The sequence below is a fragment of the Paenarthrobacter sp. NPDC089988 genome (genome assembly GCF_044748465.1).
In the GTDB taxonomy this organism is placed as follows: domain Bacteria; phylum Actinomycetota; class Actinomycetes; order Actinomycetales; family Micrococcaceae; genus Arthrobacter.
The window spans coordinates 112,190-129,027 of the sequence record NZ_JBIVGD010000001.1 but is presented as its reverse complement, the minus strand read 5'-3'; the positions used below and the strand labels follow the sequence as shown (position 1 = coordinate 129,027).

The window sequence follows — 16,838 nt, the reverse complement described above, 5'->3', positions numbered from 1 at the left end:
AGTGAGAGACCGTTCCTCAAAAGAGGCGACTCAGTGAGAGACCGTTCCTCAAAAGAGGCGACTCAGTGAGAGACCGTTCCTCAAAAGAGGCGACTCGGTGAGAGAGCGTTCCTTAAAAGAGGCGGTTCGGTGGGAGAGGGTGGACGACGACGGTCCCCGCCTTGTCACTCAAGGCGCGGACCGTCGTCGTACTTTGGAGCGTCGTGGTTTGGAGCGTCGTTCTTTGTGCGGACCTAGACCAGGCGGGTCAGCCAGCCGTGGCGGTCCTCGACCGTTCCGGTCTGGATGCCCAGGAGCTGCTCGCGGATGGCCATGGTGGTTTCGCCTGCCTTGGCGTCCTCGGAGCCGATGAATTCCGTGGCGTCCTTCAGCACACCGATCGGCGTGATCACGGCAGCGGTACCGCAGGCGAAGACTTCGGTGATGTCGCCCGAAGCAACGCCATCGCGCCACTCGTCCAGGGTGATCTTGCGTTCGGAAACTTCACGGCCCATGTCCTTGGCCACCTGGATCACGGAGGACCGGGTGACGCCTTCCAGGATGGTCCCGCTCAGGGCGGGCGTGGCCAGTGAGCCGTCCTTGAACACGAAGAAGACGTTCATGCCGCCGAGTTCTTCCACGGCGTCGTCGTTGAAGTGGTCCAGGAAAAGTACCTGCTTGCAACCGTTGGCTTCTGCCTCCTGCTGCGCGATCAGCGAGGCGGCGTAGTTGCCGCCGCACTTCGCGGCACCCGTTCCACCGCGGCCGGCACGGGCATATTCGCGGGAGATCCAGATGGACACCGGCTTGAGTTCCCCGCCGAAGTAGTTGCCGGCAGGCGAAGCGATGACCCGGAAGGACACTTCACGGGCAGCGCGGACACCCAGGAACGCTTCAGTGGCGATCATGAACGGACGCAAGTACAGGGCTTCGCCGTCACCGGAGGGAACCCATTCCTTGTCGGCCTGCACCAGTTCGCGGATGGCGCCCAGGAAGTATTCCTCCGGCAGTTCCGGAAGGGCAAGGCGACGGGCCGACTTGTTGAGCCGGGCAGCATTGGCTTCCGGGCGGAAGGTCCAGACGGAACCGTCAGCGTGGCGGTAAGCCTTAAGGCCTTCGAAGATTTCCTGGCCGTAGTGCAGCACCGCGGCCGAGGGGTCCAGCGCAATGGGGCCGTACGGCTCTACGCGGGCATTCTGCCATCCGCCCTTGCCTTCGGCGTCGACCTTGTAATCGACGACGGCGGTGTGGTCGGTGAAGTAGTCGCCGAATCCCGGGTTCGCCAGGACGGCTGCACGCTCCTCAACAGACTTCGGGTTGGCCGAAAGCTGCTGGCTGAATTCGACGCCATGGGCAGTCTGAGTCATGTTTCCTCCACAGTCAGCTACCTGGCAGTGCGAACCACGGCCCCATGGAAGAGGAGATGGTTCAGCGATGGACCAAGGAAGCAGGTAAATAATTCAAGACAAGCTTACGCCTGGGTAATGGGCCTAAAGTGCGGCCGCAATGGCGTCGCCGATCGCAGCGGTGCTGCGCGGTTCGCCGGTGCGGCTTTCGACGTCGGCAACAACTGCCGCTTCGATCTTGCGGGCCGCCGAGGTGTAGCCAAGGTGGTCCAGCAACAGCACTGCAGACAGGATCGCAGCAGTGGGGTCCGCCTTCTGCTGGCCTGCGATGTCCGGGGCGGAGCCATGGACGGGTTCGAACATGGACGGTGCGGTGCGGTCCATGTTGATGTTTCCTGATGCCGCGAGCCCGATTCCGCCGGTGACGGCAGCTGCGAGGTCGGTCAGGATGTCGCCGAAGAGGTTGTCGGTGACAATGACGTCGAAGCGCGCTGGGTCGGTAACCAGGAAGATCGTTGCGGCATCGATGTGCAGGTAGTCGTGGGTGACCTCGGGGAATTCCTTGGCCACGGCCTCAACGGTGCGCTTCCAGAGATGCCCGGCGAACACCAGGACATTGTGCTTGTGCACCAGGGTGACGTGCTTGCGCGGGCGCTCGTTGGCGCGGCGGAACGCGTCCCGGACCACGCGTTCAACACCGTGGGCCGTGTTGAGCGAGACTTCGGTAGCTACCTCGTGCGGGGTTCCGCCGCGGAGGGTGCCGCCGTTGCCAACGTAGGGGCCTTCGGTTCCTTCGCGCACCACGATGAAGTCGATCTCGCCGGGATTGGCCAGCGGACTGCCGACGGTTCCGTAGAGCCTTGAGGGACGAAGGTTGACGTAATGGTCCAGGCTGAAGCGCAGCTTGAGGAGCATCTCGCGTTCGATGATGCCCGAGGGAATCCGGGTGTCGCCCGGCGCTGCGCCGACGGCGCCGAAAAGGATGGCATCGCGCGTCTTCAGGTCCGCCAGGACCTCGTCCGGAAGGGTCTCGCCGGTCTCGAGCCAGTGTTGGGCACCCAGCTTGTAGTGGGTCTGCTCCAAGGTAACGCCTTCTGCGGCGACAGCCTTTTCCAGGACCTTGACGGCTTCGGCGATGACCTCTGGGCCAATGCCGTCGCCGGGGATGACAGCGAGATTGATGGACGATGCGCTCATATGACCATCTAGCCGCAGAATCCACATGCTGGTCAAAATTGTCTCACTTGTTGAACACTGTCCCGAAAGGTCCGACCACGGCATGATGCCTGGGCCCTCACGGGGCGCATAGAGTCATTGAGTGGACAGAAGGCACGCACTCTACGAATGGTTCCGGACCAACCGCTTCAAAGTGGACCTGACGGCAACCATCATCCTGCTTCTCCTGTTCGGACCTGTGTACCTGCTCGCAGGGCGGCCTTTCCTCTTCGCCCTGTCCTGCGGCCTCCTGTTGCCCCTCGCTTGGCGACGGACGCGGCCGGTGGTGGCTGCCGGCGTCGTGGTTTCAGTGTGCCTGGTCCAATGGGCGGCGGGTGCCGAACCGGTGGCCGGCCAAATCGCCGTGCCGCTCATCATCTACGCCACCGCTGCCTACGGACCGGCGTGGGCGAGCCGCACGGTGTTGATCCTTGGCCTGCTGGGCGGGGTCATGCTCACCACCCGCGAGTACTCCGGGTCCGCCGAATCAGGAATCCTGGGCCTCACCATCGGCGCGCTCTACACGGTCCTGATCTGGATGTTGGTGTTGGTCAGCTGGACACTCGGAGACCTGACCAGGGTCCGGCGCCTCCAGCTCCAGGCCCTGGAAGACCGCACCCGGCGGCTGGAAACCGAACAGCAGCAGGAACGCCAGCTCGCCGCCGCAGACGAGCGGTCCCACATAGCCCGCGAGATGCACGACATCGTGGCACACTCGCTCTCGGTGATCATTACCCAGGCCGATGGTGCCAGATACGCAGCCGCGGCCAAGCCTGAGCTGGCAACCGAAGCCCTGGCCACCATCGCCGCGACGGGCCGCGATTCGCTCAGCGAAATGCGGAGGCTGCTCGGCGTCCTGCGAAACGACGACGACTCCCCCACTCGTCCGCAACCACGGCTGGCCGACCTGGACGAACTTCTGCTGGGTTTCCGGGCGGCCAGCCTCCAAGTTGCCTTCGAACAGCGCGGAGTCCCCCGCCGGGCCATGCCCGCGGGAGCGGAACTCACGGCCTACCGAACCATCCAGGAAGCCCTCACCAACGTCATCAAGCACGGCGGACCCGCAGCCAAGGCCAGCGTCGTCCTGGCTTGGCACGGCCGCGGGCTCCAGCTGGACATAGTCGATGACGGGCGGGGCGCAGCCGCAGATCCTCCGGCAGCGGGCGGCGGAAACGGACTGCGCGGCATGGGCGAACGGATTGCGCTCTACGATGGTTCCTTGTCCGCAGGCCCGGAACAGGGTGGCGGATTCCGCGTATCTGCATTCATCCCCTATTCGGAGGCCTGAACATGTCCGAACCCACCGCACCCATCCGGGTGGCCCTCGTCGACGACCAGCACCTGGTCCGCTCGGGCTTTGGCATGCTCATCAACTCCCAGGCCGACCTGGAGGTAGTGGCAGAAGCGGCCAACGGCATCGAGGCCATCCAGGCACTCAGTGCCACGGCTGCCGACGTCGTCCTCATGGATGTCCGCATGCCTGGAATGGACGGCATCGAAGCCACCCGCCGCATCCTGGAGCAGGCCGCCATGCAGCCCAACGGCTCACAGCGGGCGGAGGTGAAGATCGTGGTCCTGACCACCTTCGACCTCGACGAATACGCCTTGGCCGCGATACGGGCCGGCGCCAGCGGATTCCTGCTGAAGGATGCACCGCCCGAAGAACTCCTGGAGGCTATCCGGACGGTGTACCGCGGTGACGCCGTGATCGCACCTTCCACCACCCGCCGTTTGCTGGACCACGTGGCTCCGTTGCTGCGGACGCAGACCCCGGAACAGAGCGGGCACGCGGCCGCAGTGGAGACACTGACCGCCCGCGAGCGCGAAGTGTTCCTGCTGATCGCCCAAGGCCAGTCGAATCCGGAGATCGCTGCGGGACTTTTCCTTTCCGAGGCGACGGTCAAGACACATGTGGGGCACATCCTGGCCAAGCTCGGCGCCCGGGACCGGGTGCAGATCGTGGTCATCGCCTACGAGACCGGCGTGGTGGCCCCAGGCATGTAGCAGGGATGAGTTCCACACACCCCGGGCTCCGACCACGGTATGAGCGGGCAGCGTGGACATTGGGCCCTCGGCCTGATCCGGGAACCGGCAGCGTGAAAATAGCGTGAAAGCATGACAACTTTCACGTCCGCACCGCACCCGTCGTTACCAGAGCAACCATCCGGCGCCGAGCCCACGCGTCCCGCCGTCGAGGCCCTTTCACTGACCAAGAGCTACGGCCGCGGCGATACCCGGGTGATGGCCCTGGACAACGTCTCGGTACGTTTCGAGGCCGGCAAATTTACTGCGATCATGGGACCGTCCGGTTCGGGCAAGTCCACCCTGATGCACTGCCTGGCCGGCTTGGATACTGCGGACAGCGGCCGCATCCTCCTCGGGGGCACCGAACTGACGGGGCTTGGTGACAAGCAACTGACCGCACTGCGGAGGGAACGCATCGGCTTCGTCTTCCAGGCGTTCAACCTGGTGCCCACGCTGACGGCCGAACAGAACATCACCTTGCCGCTTGCGCTGGCGGGAACAACGGCCGACGCCGGGTGGCTGGATACCGTGGTCACCACCCTGGGGTTGAAAGACAGGTTGAAGCACCGGCCACATGAGTTGTCCGGCGGCCAGCAGCAGCGCGTTGCGGTGGCCCGGGCGCTGCTGACGCGTCCCGACGTCGTATTCGGCGACGAGCCCACCGGCAACCTCGACTCGAAAGCCGGCGGAGAAGTCCTTGCGCTGTTGCGCCGGAGCAGCCAGGAAATGGGCCAGAGCATCATCATGGTGACGCACGATCCCGTCGCGGCAAGCTACGCAGACCGCGTGGTCCTCATGAGCGACGGCGGCTTGGTGGGCGAAATCCACCAGCCGACCCCGGACTCCGTGCTGACGGCGCTCGGCAAATTGGGGGCGTAAGCGTGCTGCGCGTTGCTTTGTCCCAGCTGACAACCCATTACCGGCGCTTTGTGGCCATCGGCTTGGCAGTCCTGCTGTCCGTGATGTTCCTGGCGGCCACACTCATGGTAGGCGCCAGTACCAATGCCTCCTTGGGCGCCAGCATCGGCGAGGCCTATCGCCACGCGGATCTTGTGGCCACCCCCAAGAGCGAGCCCTTCACCCAGGCAGCCGTCGACGCGGCGGCTTCCTCCCCCGCGGTCCAGGAGGGCTACGCGGAGCGCTCCACGTATGTGACGTTCCAGGCAGGCGGAGGGGAACAGTACGGCCGGCTCAGGAATGCCGCTCCCGCATCACTGGAAGGGGCCGTGCTTTCCTCCGGAACCATGCCGTCCAATCCGTTCGACGCCGTCATCGACGTCAAGACTGCCCAGCACCTTGGGCTGGTCCCGGGCAGCACGCTTGAACTGCACGGCTCGGGTCCCGTGAAGAATGCCACGGTCACCATTACCGGCCTGGTGCAATCGAGCAATGATCCCTTTTCGGCGTCCGCTGCCCAACTCATCGCCGGCCCTTCCGTCCTCAATGCCGTGCAGGACAGCGGGGCAGGCTTCACGGGACTGCAGTTGCTGCTCAAGCCCGGCCAGGATGTGGCTGCTGCCAAGGACTACGTCGCACGCCGCATGGAAGCCGCCGGAATTGAACGTCCCGTCATCGAAACAGCCCAGGAGAAGGTCACGTCTACCGTGGCCATGCTGAGCGCGGGCCAGGACCAGCTGACCATCGTCCTCCTGGCCTTTGCCGGTGTGGCAATCCTGGTGTCCACGTTGGTGGTGGCCAATACGTTCTCCGTCCTGGTGGCCCAGAGGACCAGGGAACTTGCCCTGCTCCGCTGCCTGGGTGCCGGACGAGGGCAGATCCGCGGTTCGGTCCTGCTGGAAGCACTCGTGGTTGGCTTCGCTTCCTCGGTATTGGGTGTCGGTGCCGCAATCGGCCTGATGTCCGGACTGGTGGCCTGGGCCAGGACGCAACCGGAACAGTCTTTCGCCACGTTGGCCGTGCCGCCGTCAGCTGTTATCGCCGGGCTGGCCGCGGGCATGCTGTTGACGGTCGTCGCCGCGCTGGTCCCCGCGAAGGCGGCCACCGCCGTCGCACCCCTCGCCGCCTTGCGCCCCGCCGACGACGCTTCCGTCCGGAACCGCCGCGGCAAAGTCCGTCTTGCCCTCGGCGTTGCGGGCCTGCTCGGCGGCACAGCGCTGCTGGTGTTCGGGAGCATCAACGTGTCCCTGCCCGTGGCATTGCTGGGTGGTGCCATGTCCTTCATAGGCATCCTGCTCTGCTCCACGCTGTTCATTCCCACCGTGGTGGCTTGGGCGGGGCGCTTGGCCGCTCCCGCCGGAGTGCCCGGCAAACTCGCGGCCGTCAACGCCACCCGCAACCCGGCCCGGACGTCGGCCACGGCTGCTGCCCTCCTGATCGGTGTCACGCTGGTTTCCTTGATGATGACCGGCGCTTCCACGGCACGCCAGGCGTTCAACAGCACCTTGGCCGAAACCTATCCGGTGGATCTCGCGGCCCAGACGGGCAGTACGGACACCACAGAAGGCGTGAAGCGCATCGCAGCCCTGGACGGGGTGGACGCCGCCGCCTTCCTCCGTCCCGTGGGTGAACTCACCAACCCAGCAACGCCCGACGGCGGCACCACCGTCTACGCCATCAGCGGCAGCGATGCTTCCGCCGTCCTCCGCGACGCCAAGCTGCGGCCCGTGCCCGGAACGGTTTACCTTCCCGAGGATTCGACCCCGGGAACGGCGGACATCACCACTCCCGCGGGTCCCGTGTCGCTCGAGGCGACAGTACTGAAAACCAGGCACGTGCCGCCGTTCGTGGAGCAGTCGGCCATTCCGGGCGGCACCCTGCCGGAGACACCGGGAATGGTGTGGGTGAAGGTATCGGACGCCGTGTCCGGAGACCGCGTGCAGGCACTGCAGAAGGACATCGCCTCGATCCTGGGAATTCCTGAGCGGACAGTCAGCGGTTCAGCTATTGAACGGGCCACGTTCAACAGCATCATCGATGTCCTGCTGCTCGTCGTCACAGGCCTGCTGGGGATCGCGGTGGTCATCGCCTTGATTGGCGTGGCAAATACCCTATCCCTCTCCGTCCTGGAACGGACAAGGGAGAACTCCCTGCTCCGGGCGCTCGGGCTGACCAGGGGCCAGTTGCGTGGGATGCTCGCCATCGAAGCGGTGCTGGTTGCCGGTGTGGCCGCCGTGCTTGGTGCCGGGCTGGGTGTCGTCTACGGCTGGCTTGGCGCCCAGTCCACCCTCGGAGGCATGGCGGAAGTTGTACCGTCAGTGCCGTGGCTGCAACTTGCGGCCGTCTTCGGCGTGGCCGTGGTGGCCGGACTGCTGGCTTCCGTGGTTCCTGCACGACGGGCGGCTCGTTTGTCACCCGTGGAGGGCCTCGCCACCGCCTGATCGCTCGCTCACGTAACCGCCCATAACGCGAAACGCTCTCTCACTTCCGGCGGCCGGACCGGCTGGAAGTGAGAGAGCGTTGGCGTCTATAGGCGACTTGGTGAGAGAGCGTCGGTCAGGACTCGGCCGGTTCCTCGTATCGCGGGAACACCGGGGCGGGAGCCGGAAGCTCCGTGCCGGCAACGATCGGCGTGGCGATGGCGGCGAACTGGCGGGCGCCGCCTTCCGGCTGGCCGAGCACCTCAAGGAGCTTGGCGGACGACGACGGCATGACCGGTTGGGCGAGGATCGCCACGATCCGCACGACTTCCAGAGTGACGTAGAGGACCGTGTTCATGCGCTCCAGGTCAGTCTTCCGCAGCACCCACGGCGCCTGCTCGGCGAAGTAGGCATTGGTGTCACCCAGCACGGTCCAGATGGCTTCGAGCGCACGGCTGAACTCCTGCTTCTCGAACGCGCCACGGGCCGTTTCCAGCAAGGCGCCCGCTTTGGCCAGAAGCTCCTGGTCCTCGGCGGTGAAGTCTCCGGGAACGGGAACCTTTCCGTCGCAGTTCTTCGCCACCATGGACAGCGAACGCTGGGCCAGGTTGCCGAAGTTGTTGGCGAGGTCCGAGTTCATGCGGCCCACGATCGCCTCGTGGTTGTAGCTGCCATCGGCGCCAAACGGGACTTCGCGAAGGAAGAAGAAGCGGCACTGGTCCAGCCCGTACTGCTTCACGAAGTCCTGCGGTGCCACCACGTTGCCGAGCGACTTGGACATCTTGACGCCGTTGTTGGTCAGGAATCCGTGGATCATGACGCGCTTGGGCAACTCCAGCCCGGCACTCATGAGGAACGCGGGCCAGTAGATGGCGTGGAAACGGGAGATGTCCTTGCCGATCACATGGACATCCGCCGGCCAGAACTTCTTGAAGGATTCGGAGTCCACGTCCGGGTAGCCCGCACCGGTCAGGTAGTTGGTGAGGGCATCCACCCAGACATACATGACGTGCTTCTCGTCGCCCGGAACCGGAACACCCCAGTCGAACGTGGTGCGGCTGATGGACAAGTCCTCAAGACCGCGCTTGACGAAGCTGATGACCTCGTTGAATCGCGACTGCGGTGCCCCGAACTCAGGCTGCTCCTCATACAACGCCAGGAGTTTTTCCTGGTAGGCGGACAGCCGGAAGAAGTAGCTCTCCTCCGCAGTCCACGTCACCAGGGTGTCGGTTTCCTTGGAGTAGCGCAGGCCGTCTTCCTTCACCACGGTGTCGTCCTCGACGTAATACGCCTCATCGCGGACGGAGTACCAGCCCTCGTACTTGGAGAGGTAGATATCGCCGTTGGCTTCCATCTTCTTCCAGATGGCCTGCGACGCCGCGTAGTGGTCCGGGTCCGTTGTCCGGATGAAGCGGTCGTGGGAAATGCCCAGGTCCTGGCTCATCTGCTTGAAGGCAGCGGAGTTCCGGTCGGCCAGCCCCTTGGCAGTGAGGCCCTCCTTCTCGGCGGACTGCTGCATCTTGAGCCCGTGCTCATCGGTGCCGGTCATGAAGAAGACCTCATGGCCGTCGAGGCGCTTGAAGCGCGCCATGGCATCAGTGGCGATGACCTCGTAGGCATGCCCGATGTGCGGCACGCCGTTGGGGTAGCTGATGGCCGTGGTGATGTAGAACGGGGATTTCTCTGCAGACGTCACTCTAAGAAGTTACCTTTATTTTCGGTGTGGAGAAGCTAGTTAAGCTCGGTCAGCGTATCGCTGAGACGGACCAGTTCATGGTCGTGTGACGCCACGAGTACCGCGATGCCGTCGCTGGTGGTGTCCTTGAGGATACCGATGATGCGGTTGGCGGCTGCGCGATCCAGGCTTGCCGTGGGCTCGTCCACCACCAGGACGCGGGTGCCGAGGATCAGCGCCCGGGCAATGGCGACGCGCTGGCGCTCACCGCCGGAGAGCTGGGCCGGGCGGTGGCGCATGCGGCGACCCAGGCCCACCAGGTCCAGGAGGTCCTTGGCCATCTCGGTGCGCTGCTCTACTTCGCCGTCCGGAACGGCGGGCAGCAGGACGTTCTCCAGTGCGCTCATGCCGTCGATCAGGGCACCGCCCTGGTCCACGTACCCGATGAGGGCCCGACGACGGTCGGCGATTTCGTCGTCGCCCATCGCCTCCAGCGACTGCCCTTCCCAAAAGACCTTGCCCGACGTCGGAAGCGTCAGCCCGGCGCTCACGGTCAGGATACTGGTCTTGCCGGAGCCGCTTCGGCCGGCGATGCAGTGCATCTCACCGGCGTGCAGCGTGAGGTTGAAGTCATCGACGACGTCCACTTCCTCGGCCCCGCCCTTGTCGCCACCGTAGTGGATGGTGACACGGCTCAGCTCCAGCGGAGTGGCGTGGTCGGCGGCCTTCACGATCGTGTTGGCGCGCGTCTGCAGCGACTCGTCCGTGGATTCCGGGGTCGCCGTCAGCTCGGGGTTGGGAGTCTCAGTCATTTGACTACTTTCGTTGCAATCGGAATCCAGCAAATTACGGCCAGCAGACCGGCCAGCCCGGCCCACAGAGCCGCGTAGGGAGCAAGGAGGAGACCCAGTCCCAGGGCGCCAAGGACGCCGAGGGGAAGGGCCACGGTGCCCACGAGGGCGTTTTCGAAGAAGCGGACCTGGCCCAGCATGTCAGGGTTCCAGCCCATGGCACGCAGGGTACCGAGGTACTCACGCTTGGCGTGGAGCTCGAACCGGCCGGTGACCAAGGTCAGCAGCAGGCCCACGAGCACACCGAACACGGCCAGGATCACACTGGGCAGGGCCACGCTCGCTGCTGCCAGGCCGCTGAGTGCGCTGGCGCCAGCGGCGCGTGGAATATCGATCAGCAAGGCGATCAGCGCACCCACGGCGGCACCGAAGACGCCCACGGCCACGGCCAGCGAGATCGAGTTGAAGCGGTTGGTGGTCAGCTGCCTGTTGGCGAAGGTCAGCGGCGAATCCACGGTGACGAGGCGTTCGTCGTGCTGGGGTTCCTGGTCCACTACTACTCGGAGGCGCAGTTGCTGGGCGGCGAGGAACGCAGCCCCTGCATAAATGATCAGCATGGTGATCGAGACAATCACGGTGGCGAGGTTCCAACTGAGCAGGCTGAGGATGATCCCGGCCGCCGCCAAGGCAGCCGCGCCCACCGCAAATTCTTCAAGGACCCAGGACCGGATGCGTTTCTGCGTCCATCCCATGGCCCGGAGGATTCCGGCTTCGCTCCGGCGCTGCCGGATGTAGCTGACCGTCGATGCACCCGTGAGCAGCGTGGCGCCGAGCAGGGTCAGGAAGAGGAGGGTGACGTTGGTGCCCGTCAGGGAGCCGGACACGGCGTCGGCGGCATCCTGGCGGACCCACGACTGCTGGACGGTGCCCAGCGCCGATTCCTTGCCGGAGTCGTCCTTGCTGTAGCCGGGAACGAAGATGTTGGCGTCTTCACGTGCCGAGCCGGCAACCACGGTGGCTTCGAGTCCGAGCCCGCGGATCTGGGCAGCGAGCTTTTCGACCTCCGGCTGCGCCTGCTTCCAGTTGCCTGTTGCGTTGGCACGGACGCGGATGGCGTCGATGACGTTGGCGTTGGAGTCGTAGCCGCGGGCTGCGGCAAGGCCGTAGTAGTCGGTGATGGCACCGGCGGACTGGCTCACCAGGCCCGTGGCACTCAGGGAAGGCTTCAACTGCGTGGCGTCCACGTCCTTGCCTTGGGCATCCTTGCTGAGGGTCATGGGCGCGGGATCGTAGCCACCAAGCGGAAGCTTGTTGACATCACCGGCGGCTGCCTGGACGTCCGCGGGGTTGAAGGTTCCGTACACCATGGGCATGGGGGTGGCAGGCTTCTTGCCGGTGGCGAGGTCTTCCCGGTAGGAGCGTTCGTCAACGGGCTTGCGCTGGGTCTGGTCCACGGCGGCGCCGAATGACGACTTCTCGGGCAGGCGGTTGACCGTGACCCAGTCCCCCGGCGTCGCTGACTTGTCCGAGGCGCCGTTGGCGGCCTGGTCGCCGTCCTTGTACTTGGGTGCAGCGGCGAAAGCCGTACTCCACGTAGCCGGATCGTAGAGGCCCTGGCCGAAGGAGGCCGTGCTGCCAAGCAGCTGGCTGTGGTCGGTGGAACCGGGCCATTCCAGTGCGAACGGTGCCTTGGAAACGAACGGCAGGTAGTCCTTGTCCAGTGAGCGGGAAACCGTACCGACGTCCTTGACCACTTTGCCGGACGAATCGATTTCCTCGATCTTGACCGAGTACTGCAGGTCCAAGGCCGTACCGGAGCGGACAATCAGCGGGATGGCCTGGGAATCGTCGGTGAGGAGCCCATCGCGCTTGGCCTGCTGGTACTGGGTCATGAGCGGAGCCCAGTACTTGAGCTTCACGCCGAGGAAGTCAGGGCCTTCCTCCAACTGCTGCATGCTCAGGCCGGTGGTGAACAGGCTTTCGAAGTGGCGGCCGATCGCCCCGGCGTTGCGGGCATCCGCCGGCGGGGCCTTCTCCAGCGGCGCCAGGAAGTCGCCCGCGGAGCCCAGGAGGGCCCTCTCCGAGGCGGGGTCAACCGCGACGACGGACTCGGTCACCTCAGGTGCCAACGGGAGGGCCACGGAGAGGTTGAAGAGGTTGTGCTCGGAACCAAGGGCCGGGGCCGGGAACTTGATGCCCGTTTCGCCATCGGGTCCGGTGATCCGGACGTTGGAGCCGCCGGTGGCCTGTTCCTGCACCAGGCGGCCCTTGCCCAGGGTGCCCTCGGCGCTGGTCTTGAACAGCGTTTGCTGGTTGACGCCGTCGGAGCTCGTGGCCGTGGCCGTCAGGCGGTACTTCTTGGGGGTGTCCGACAACACCGATTCAGCGGCAGGCCATTTGCTGGAGTCCATGGCGGACGGATCGCCTGCCGTGACGGCTCCGGCGAGCCCGGCGTTGTAGCCGAGGTAGTCCATGGCATTCAGGCGCGGCGCCTCAAGGTTCTGCGAAACACGGGAGACCAGGCTGATCGGGGCAGCCACGGACGTTTGGCCCATGGCACGGATTTTGTCCAGCTGGTCGAAGCTGATGCCGCCCTGGCCGTTGGCGATTTCCGGCTGGATCAGCGCACCACCCTCGCTGTCCTTGGCCTGGTCAGGCTTTGCCTGTACCAGGATGTCGTACAGACCGCGCGAGTTCTCGTCCACGGTCCGGTTCAGAGCCGCCTGCGACTGGCTCTGGACGAGGACGGACAAGCACATCGCGACGATCAAAATGGCCGCGGTCAGCAGCAGCACACGGCTTCTGATGAACCTTTGGACGGCGTTCATTGGGCTCCCTGAGACCTTGATTGCGGGCGCGCACACATGGACCCTGACCCCTCGAATACACAAAGGAATCCCGGGCTGTATGTGCAAAAAGTAGTGGCCGGCCTGCTGCCGGGTCCGAATCCCGGACCCAGCCATTGTAAGCAGACCGGCCACGCAAGCGTGTCAGAAGTGTGTCTCCACCACGCCAAAATCAGCTTTGAGGATGACCCCTAGTCCTCCAGGTCCACTTCGCGGACCATGTCCGCTCCGATGCCTGCCTTGATGGCCTCGAGCACCTGCTGCGGGACCGAGCTGTCGATGGTCAGGAGCGCCAGGACCTGGCCGCCTTCGGTTTGGCGGGCAACCTGCATGCCGCCGATGTTGATGTTGTTCATGCCCAGGATGTGGCCGATGGTGCCGATGACACCCGGACGGTCAGCATAGGCAACAACCACCAGGTGTTCGCTGATGGGGATTTCGACGTCGTACCCGTTGACGCCCACCAGCTTCTCCACCTGCTTGGGGCCGGTCAGGGTACCGGCGACGGAGATCTGGGAACCGTCGCTGAGTGCGCCACGGATGGTCAGGACGTTGCGGTAGTCCTCGGCATCCGGCGTGGTGATCAGGCGGGTGTTGATGCCGCGCTGCTCGGCGATGACGGGTGCGTTGACGTAGGAAACCTGCTCGGTGACAACATCGGCGAACACACCCTTGAGGGCGGCCAGTTCCAGGACCTTGACGTCCAGGGCCGCGATTTCACCGGCAACCTCGACGTCGATCTGGGTCAGGGAAGCGTGCGTCAGGGCGGTGAAGATCCGGCCGAGCTTTTCGATCAGCGGGATGCCCGGGCGGATGTCGCTGGCGATCACGCCGCCGGCCACGTTCACGGCATCCGGGACCAGTTCGCCGGCCAGGGCAAGGCGGACCGACTTGGCCACCGAGACGCCGGCCTTCTCCTGGGCTTCGTCCGTGGAGGCACCAAGGTGCGGGGTCACCACAACGTTGTCGAGTTCGAAGAAGGGCAGGTCGGTGCTGGGCTCCTTGACGAAGACGTCAACACCGGCACCGGCAATCTGGCCTTCCTTCAAGGCGGTGTAGAGGGCTTCCTCGTCAACCAGGCCGCCACGGGCCACGTTGACCACATACGCGGATTCCTTCATCTTGCGGAAGGCGTCGGCGCCCAGCATGCCTACGGTCTCAGGCGTCTTGGGCATGTGGATGGTGATGAAGTCCGCGTTTTCCAGGAGCTCGTCCAGGGTGACCAGCTTGACGCCCAACTGCGCCGCACGGGCAGCCGTGATGTAGGGATCGTAGGCGAGGATCTCGGTATCGAAGCCTTGAAGGCGGGCAGCCACGAGGGCACCGATGCGGCCCAGGCCAATGATGCCGATCTTCTTCTCGAACAGCTCGATGCCCGTGTACTTGGAACGCTTCCATTCGCCGTTCTTCAGCGCGGAGCTTGCCTGCGGGATGTGGCGGGCCAGGCTCAGGATGTGGCCCACCGTCAGTTCAGCGGCGGACACGATGTTGGAGGTGGGAGCGTTGACCACCATGACTCCGGCCTGGGTGGCGGACTTGATGTCCACGTTGTCCAGCCCCACGCCTGCACGGGCGATGACCTTGAGGTTCTTCGCGGCGGCGATGGCTTCGGCATCAACCTGCGTGGCCGAACGGACCAGGATGGCGTCGACGTCGGCAATGGCGGACAGCAGTTGGGAGCGGTCGGCGCCGTCGGTCTGGCGGATCTCGAAATCCGGGCCCAATGCCTCGACTGTGGCGGGCGAAAGTTCCTCGGCGAGGAGGACGACGGGTTTGGTGGCTGACACGGGGTGGCACCTTACTTTGGACAACTTGGGAACAGTACTGGACAAGGAGCGGATGCGTGGCCCGGGCACGACGCCGGGACCTGCCCAGAATATCGAATCAGGGCCGCTAAGCCGGTGCCCGGTTGGGGATGTTACGGGCAGGCCGGGCCTGTTGTGAACAAGTTCACAGCCCGCCGTTGGGAGCCGGAGGGCGGGTAGAACGGGCAATGCCCGCCCGGCGTGTAGAAGCCGGACGGGCATTGCGGGGGAAGAATCAGCGTGCAGCCGAGCCTTCGACGTAGTCCTCGTCCTGCTGCTGCCAGGAGAAGAGCGAGCGGAGCTCGCGGCCAACTTCCTCGATCGGGTGCTGCTCTGCCTTGGCACGGAGTGCCTTGAACTCGACGGCGCCATTGTCCTGGTCGTCGATGAAGCGCTTGGCGAAGGCACCGGACTGAATGTCAGCCAGGACAGCCTTCATGTTTTCCTTCACCTCGGGGGTGATGACGCGCGGGCCGGAAACGTAGTCACCGTACTCGGCGGTGTCGGAGACGCTCCAGCGCTGCTTGGCGATGCCGCCCTCCCACATGAGGTCCACGATGAGCTTGAGTTCGTGGAGTACCTCGAAGTAGGCGATCTGCGGCTGGTAGCCGGCATCGGTGAGGGTTTCGAAGCCGTACTGGATGAGCTGGGAAACGCCACCGCAAAGGACGGACTGCTCGCCGAAGAGGTCCGTTTCGGTCTCTTCGGTGAAGGTGGTCTTGATGACACCGGCGCGCGTGCCGCCGATGGCCTTGGCGTAGGACTTGGCCAGGTCCCAGGCGGAACCGGAAGCGTCCTGCTCCACGGCGATGATGTCCGGGATGCCACGGCCGGCTTCGAATTCGCGGCGGACCGTGTGGCCCGGAGCCTTCGGAGCGATCAGGATGACGTCAACGCCGGCCGGAGCCTCGATGTAGCCGAAGCGGATGTTGAAGCCGTGGGCGAAGGCGAGTGCCTTGCCTTCGGTCAGCTTGTCCTTGATGGAGTCGTTGAAGATCGAACGCTGGTGCTGGTCCGGCGCCAGGATCATGATGACGTCTGCCCATTCGGCGGCGTCGGCGACGTTCTTGACGGTGAAGCCAGCGTCCTGTGCCTTGGCGGTCGACTTCGAGCCGTCCTTGAGCGCGATGACAACTTCGACGCCGGAATCGCGCAGGTTCAGCGCGTGGGCGTGGCCCTGGGAGCCGTAGCCGACAATGGCAACCTTGCGACCCTGGATGATCGACAGGTCTGCGTCGTCGTCGTAGAACATTTCAGTCACTTGCGTAACTCCTCTTGAGTGGATTTCTCGTTATTGATGTGGTGCTGCGGTACGGGGCACTGCTCACGCGGAGCGGAGCGCCCTGTCACTCATGGAGCGGGATCCCCGTCCAACGGCCAAGGTGCCGGACTGCACAATTTCACGGATGCCGAACGGCTCCAGCACTGAAAGCAGCGCTGCGAGCTTCTCCGGGGTACCGGTTGCCTCAATCACCAACGAGTCTGTGGACACGTCGACAACAGCGGCGCGGAACAGGTCTGCAGCCTGGGTAACCTGCAGACGTGTCGCGGCATCCGCACGTACCTTGACCAGGATGTGGTCGCGTTGTACGGAAGATTCGGAAGTCAGTTCAACAATCTTGATCACGTTGACCAACTTGTTGAGCTGCTTGGTGACCTGCTCGATCAGGTCGCCGTCGGCATCGACGACGACCGTCATGCGGGACATGCCGGGTACCTCGGTGGGTCCGACGGCCAGGGAGTTGATGTTGAATGCACGCCGGGCGAAGAGGCTGGCCACGCGGGTCAAAACGCCGGGCTTGTCTTCTACCAGAACGGACAGTGTGTGGCGGGTCATGC

12 protein-coding genes are annotated in these 16,838 nt (G+C 64.7%); 4 read left to right on the top strand and 8 right to left on the bottom strand.

Going from position 1 to position 16,838, the window contains the following annotated elements; all coding sequences use genetic code 11:
* Positions 1–233: 233 nt before the first annotated feature.
* Positions 234–1,346 carry a branched-chain amino acid aminotransferase gene (locus ACIPV6_RS00600; RefSeq protein WP_397325921.1) on the bottom strand — a complete coding sequence of 371 codons (1,113 nt, stop codon included), beginning with the start codon at positions 1,344–1,346 and terminating at the stop codon, positions 234–236.
* A 123-nt stretch (positions 1,347–1,469) separates the two neighbouring features.
* Positions 1,470–2,522 carry a 3-isopropylmalate dehydrogenase gene (locus ACIPV6_RS00595; RefSeq protein ID WP_400269070.1) on the bottom strand — a complete coding sequence of 351 codons (1,053 nt, stop codon included), beginning with the start codon at positions 2,520–2,522 and terminating at the stop codon, positions 1,470–1,472.
* A 121-nt stretch (positions 2,523–2,643) separates the two neighbouring features.
* Here ACIPV6_RS00595 and ACIPV6_RS00590 point away from each other — a divergent pair, with 121 nt between their 5' ends.
* The 4 genes from ACIPV6_RS00590 to ACIPV6_RS00575 all read left to right on the top strand — a co-directional run bounded on the left by ACIPV6_RS00590 (position 2,644) and on the right by ACIPV6_RS00575 (position 7,903).
* The gene (locus ACIPV6_RS00590; RefSeq protein ID WP_400269069.1) at positions 2,644–3,828 is read left to right on the top strand and encodes a sensor histidine kinase; all 1,185 of its coding nucleotides are present in this window, start codon (positions 2,644–2,646) and stop codon (positions 3,826–3,828) included.
* Between the two features lie 2 nt (positions 3,829–3,830).
* Complete coding sequence (locus ACIPV6_RS00585) at positions 3,831–4,544, top strand: response regulator (protein WP_400269068.1); 714 nt, start codon at positions 3,831–3,833, stop codon at positions 4,542–4,544.
* A 111-nt stretch (positions 4,545–4,655) separates the two neighbouring features.
* A complete protein-coding gene (locus ACIPV6_RS00580; protein WP_400269067.1) occupies positions 4,656–5,444 on the top strand; it encodes an ABC transporter ATP-binding protein in 789 nt (262 codons plus the stop codon).
* Positions 5,445–5,446: 2 nt separating this feature from the next.
* Positions 5,447–7,903 carry an ABC transporter permease gene (locus tag ACIPV6_RS00575; RefSeq protein WP_400269066.1) on the top strand — a complete coding sequence of 819 codons (2,457 nt, stop codon included), beginning with the start codon at positions 5,447–5,449 and terminating at the stop codon, positions 7,901–7,903.
* Between the two features lie 115 nt (positions 7,904–8,018).
* On the opposite strand, the gene metG is transcribed toward ACIPV6_RS00575, so the two are convergent.
* The 6 genes from metG to ilvN all read right to left on the bottom strand — a co-directional run bounded on the left by metG (position 8,019) and on the right by ilvN (position 16,836).
* Positions 8,019–9,578, bottom strand: a complete 1,560-nt coding sequence (gene metG / locus ACIPV6_RS00570; RefSeq protein ID WP_400269065.1) for a methionine--tRNA ligase — start codon at positions 9,576–9,578, stop codon at positions 8,019–8,021.
* A 35-nt stretch (positions 9,579–9,613) separates the two neighbouring features.
* Complete coding sequence (locus ACIPV6_RS00565; protein WP_387436025.1) at positions 9,614–10,369, bottom strand: ABC transporter ATP-binding protein; 756 nt, start codon at positions 10,367–10,369, stop codon at positions 9,614–9,616.
* On the bottom strand, positions 10,366–13,176 hold the full coding sequence (locus tag ACIPV6_RS00560) for an FtsX-like permease family protein (RefSeq protein ID WP_400269064.1): 2,811 nt from the start codon (positions 13,174–13,176) through the stop codon (positions 10,366–10,368). Before ACIPV6_RS00560 ends, ACIPV6_RS00565 begins: the two co-directional genes overlap by 4 nt.
* 209 nt (positions 13,177–13,385) lie before the next feature.
* Positions 13,386–14,981, bottom strand: coding sequence for a phosphoglycerate dehydrogenase (serA, locus tag ACIPV6_RS00555; RefSeq protein WP_400269063.1), 1,596 nt, complete (start codon positions 14,979–14,981; stop codon positions 13,386–13,388).
* A gap of 253 nt (positions 14,982–15,234) precedes the next feature.
* Positions 15,235–16,260 carry a ketol-acid reductoisomerase gene (gene ilvC / locus ACIPV6_RS00550; RefSeq protein WP_397322507.1) on the bottom strand — a complete coding sequence of 342 codons (1,026 nt, stop codon included), beginning with the start codon at positions 16,258–16,260 and terminating at the stop codon, positions 15,235–15,237.
* 63 nt (positions 16,261–16,323) lie between these two features.
* Positions 16,324–16,836 (bottom strand): acetolactate synthase small subunit, encoded by a 513-nt coding sequence (gene ilvN / locus ACIPV6_RS00545; RefSeq protein ID WP_021470923.1) that lies wholly within the window; start codon positions 16,834–16,836, stop codon positions 16,324–16,326.
* Positions 16,837–16,838: the final 2 nt, after the last annotated feature.

Coding starts and splice junctions, on each gene's coding strand:
- ACIPV6_RS00600 (WP_397325921.1), bottom strand. CDS start 1,346: ATGACTCAGACTGCCCATGGCGTCGAATTCAGCCAGCAGCTTTCGGCC.
- ilvN (WP_021470923.1), bottom strand. CDS start 16,836: ATGACCCGCCACACACTGTCCGTTCTGGTAGAAGACAAGCCCGGCGTT.
- ACIPV6_RS00565 (WP_387436025.1), bottom strand. CDS start 10,369: ATGACTGAGACTCCCAACCCCGAGCTGACGGCGACCCCGGAATCCACG.
- ACIPV6_RS00595 (WP_400269070.1), bottom strand. CDS start 2,522: ATGAGCGCATCGTCCATCAATCTCGCTGTCATCCCCGGCGACGGCATT.
- ACIPV6_RS00560 (WP_400269064.1), bottom strand. CDS start 13,176: ATGAACGCCGTCCAAAGGTTCATCAGAAGCCGTGTGCTGCTGCTGACC.
- ACIPV6_RS00580 (WP_400269067.1), top strand. CDS start 4,656: ATGACAACTTTCACGTCCGCACCGCACCCGTCGTTACCAGAGCAACCA.
- ACIPV6_RS00585 (WP_400269068.1), top strand. CDS start 3,831: ATGTCCGAACCCACCGCACCCATCCGGGTGGCCCTCGTCGACGACCAG.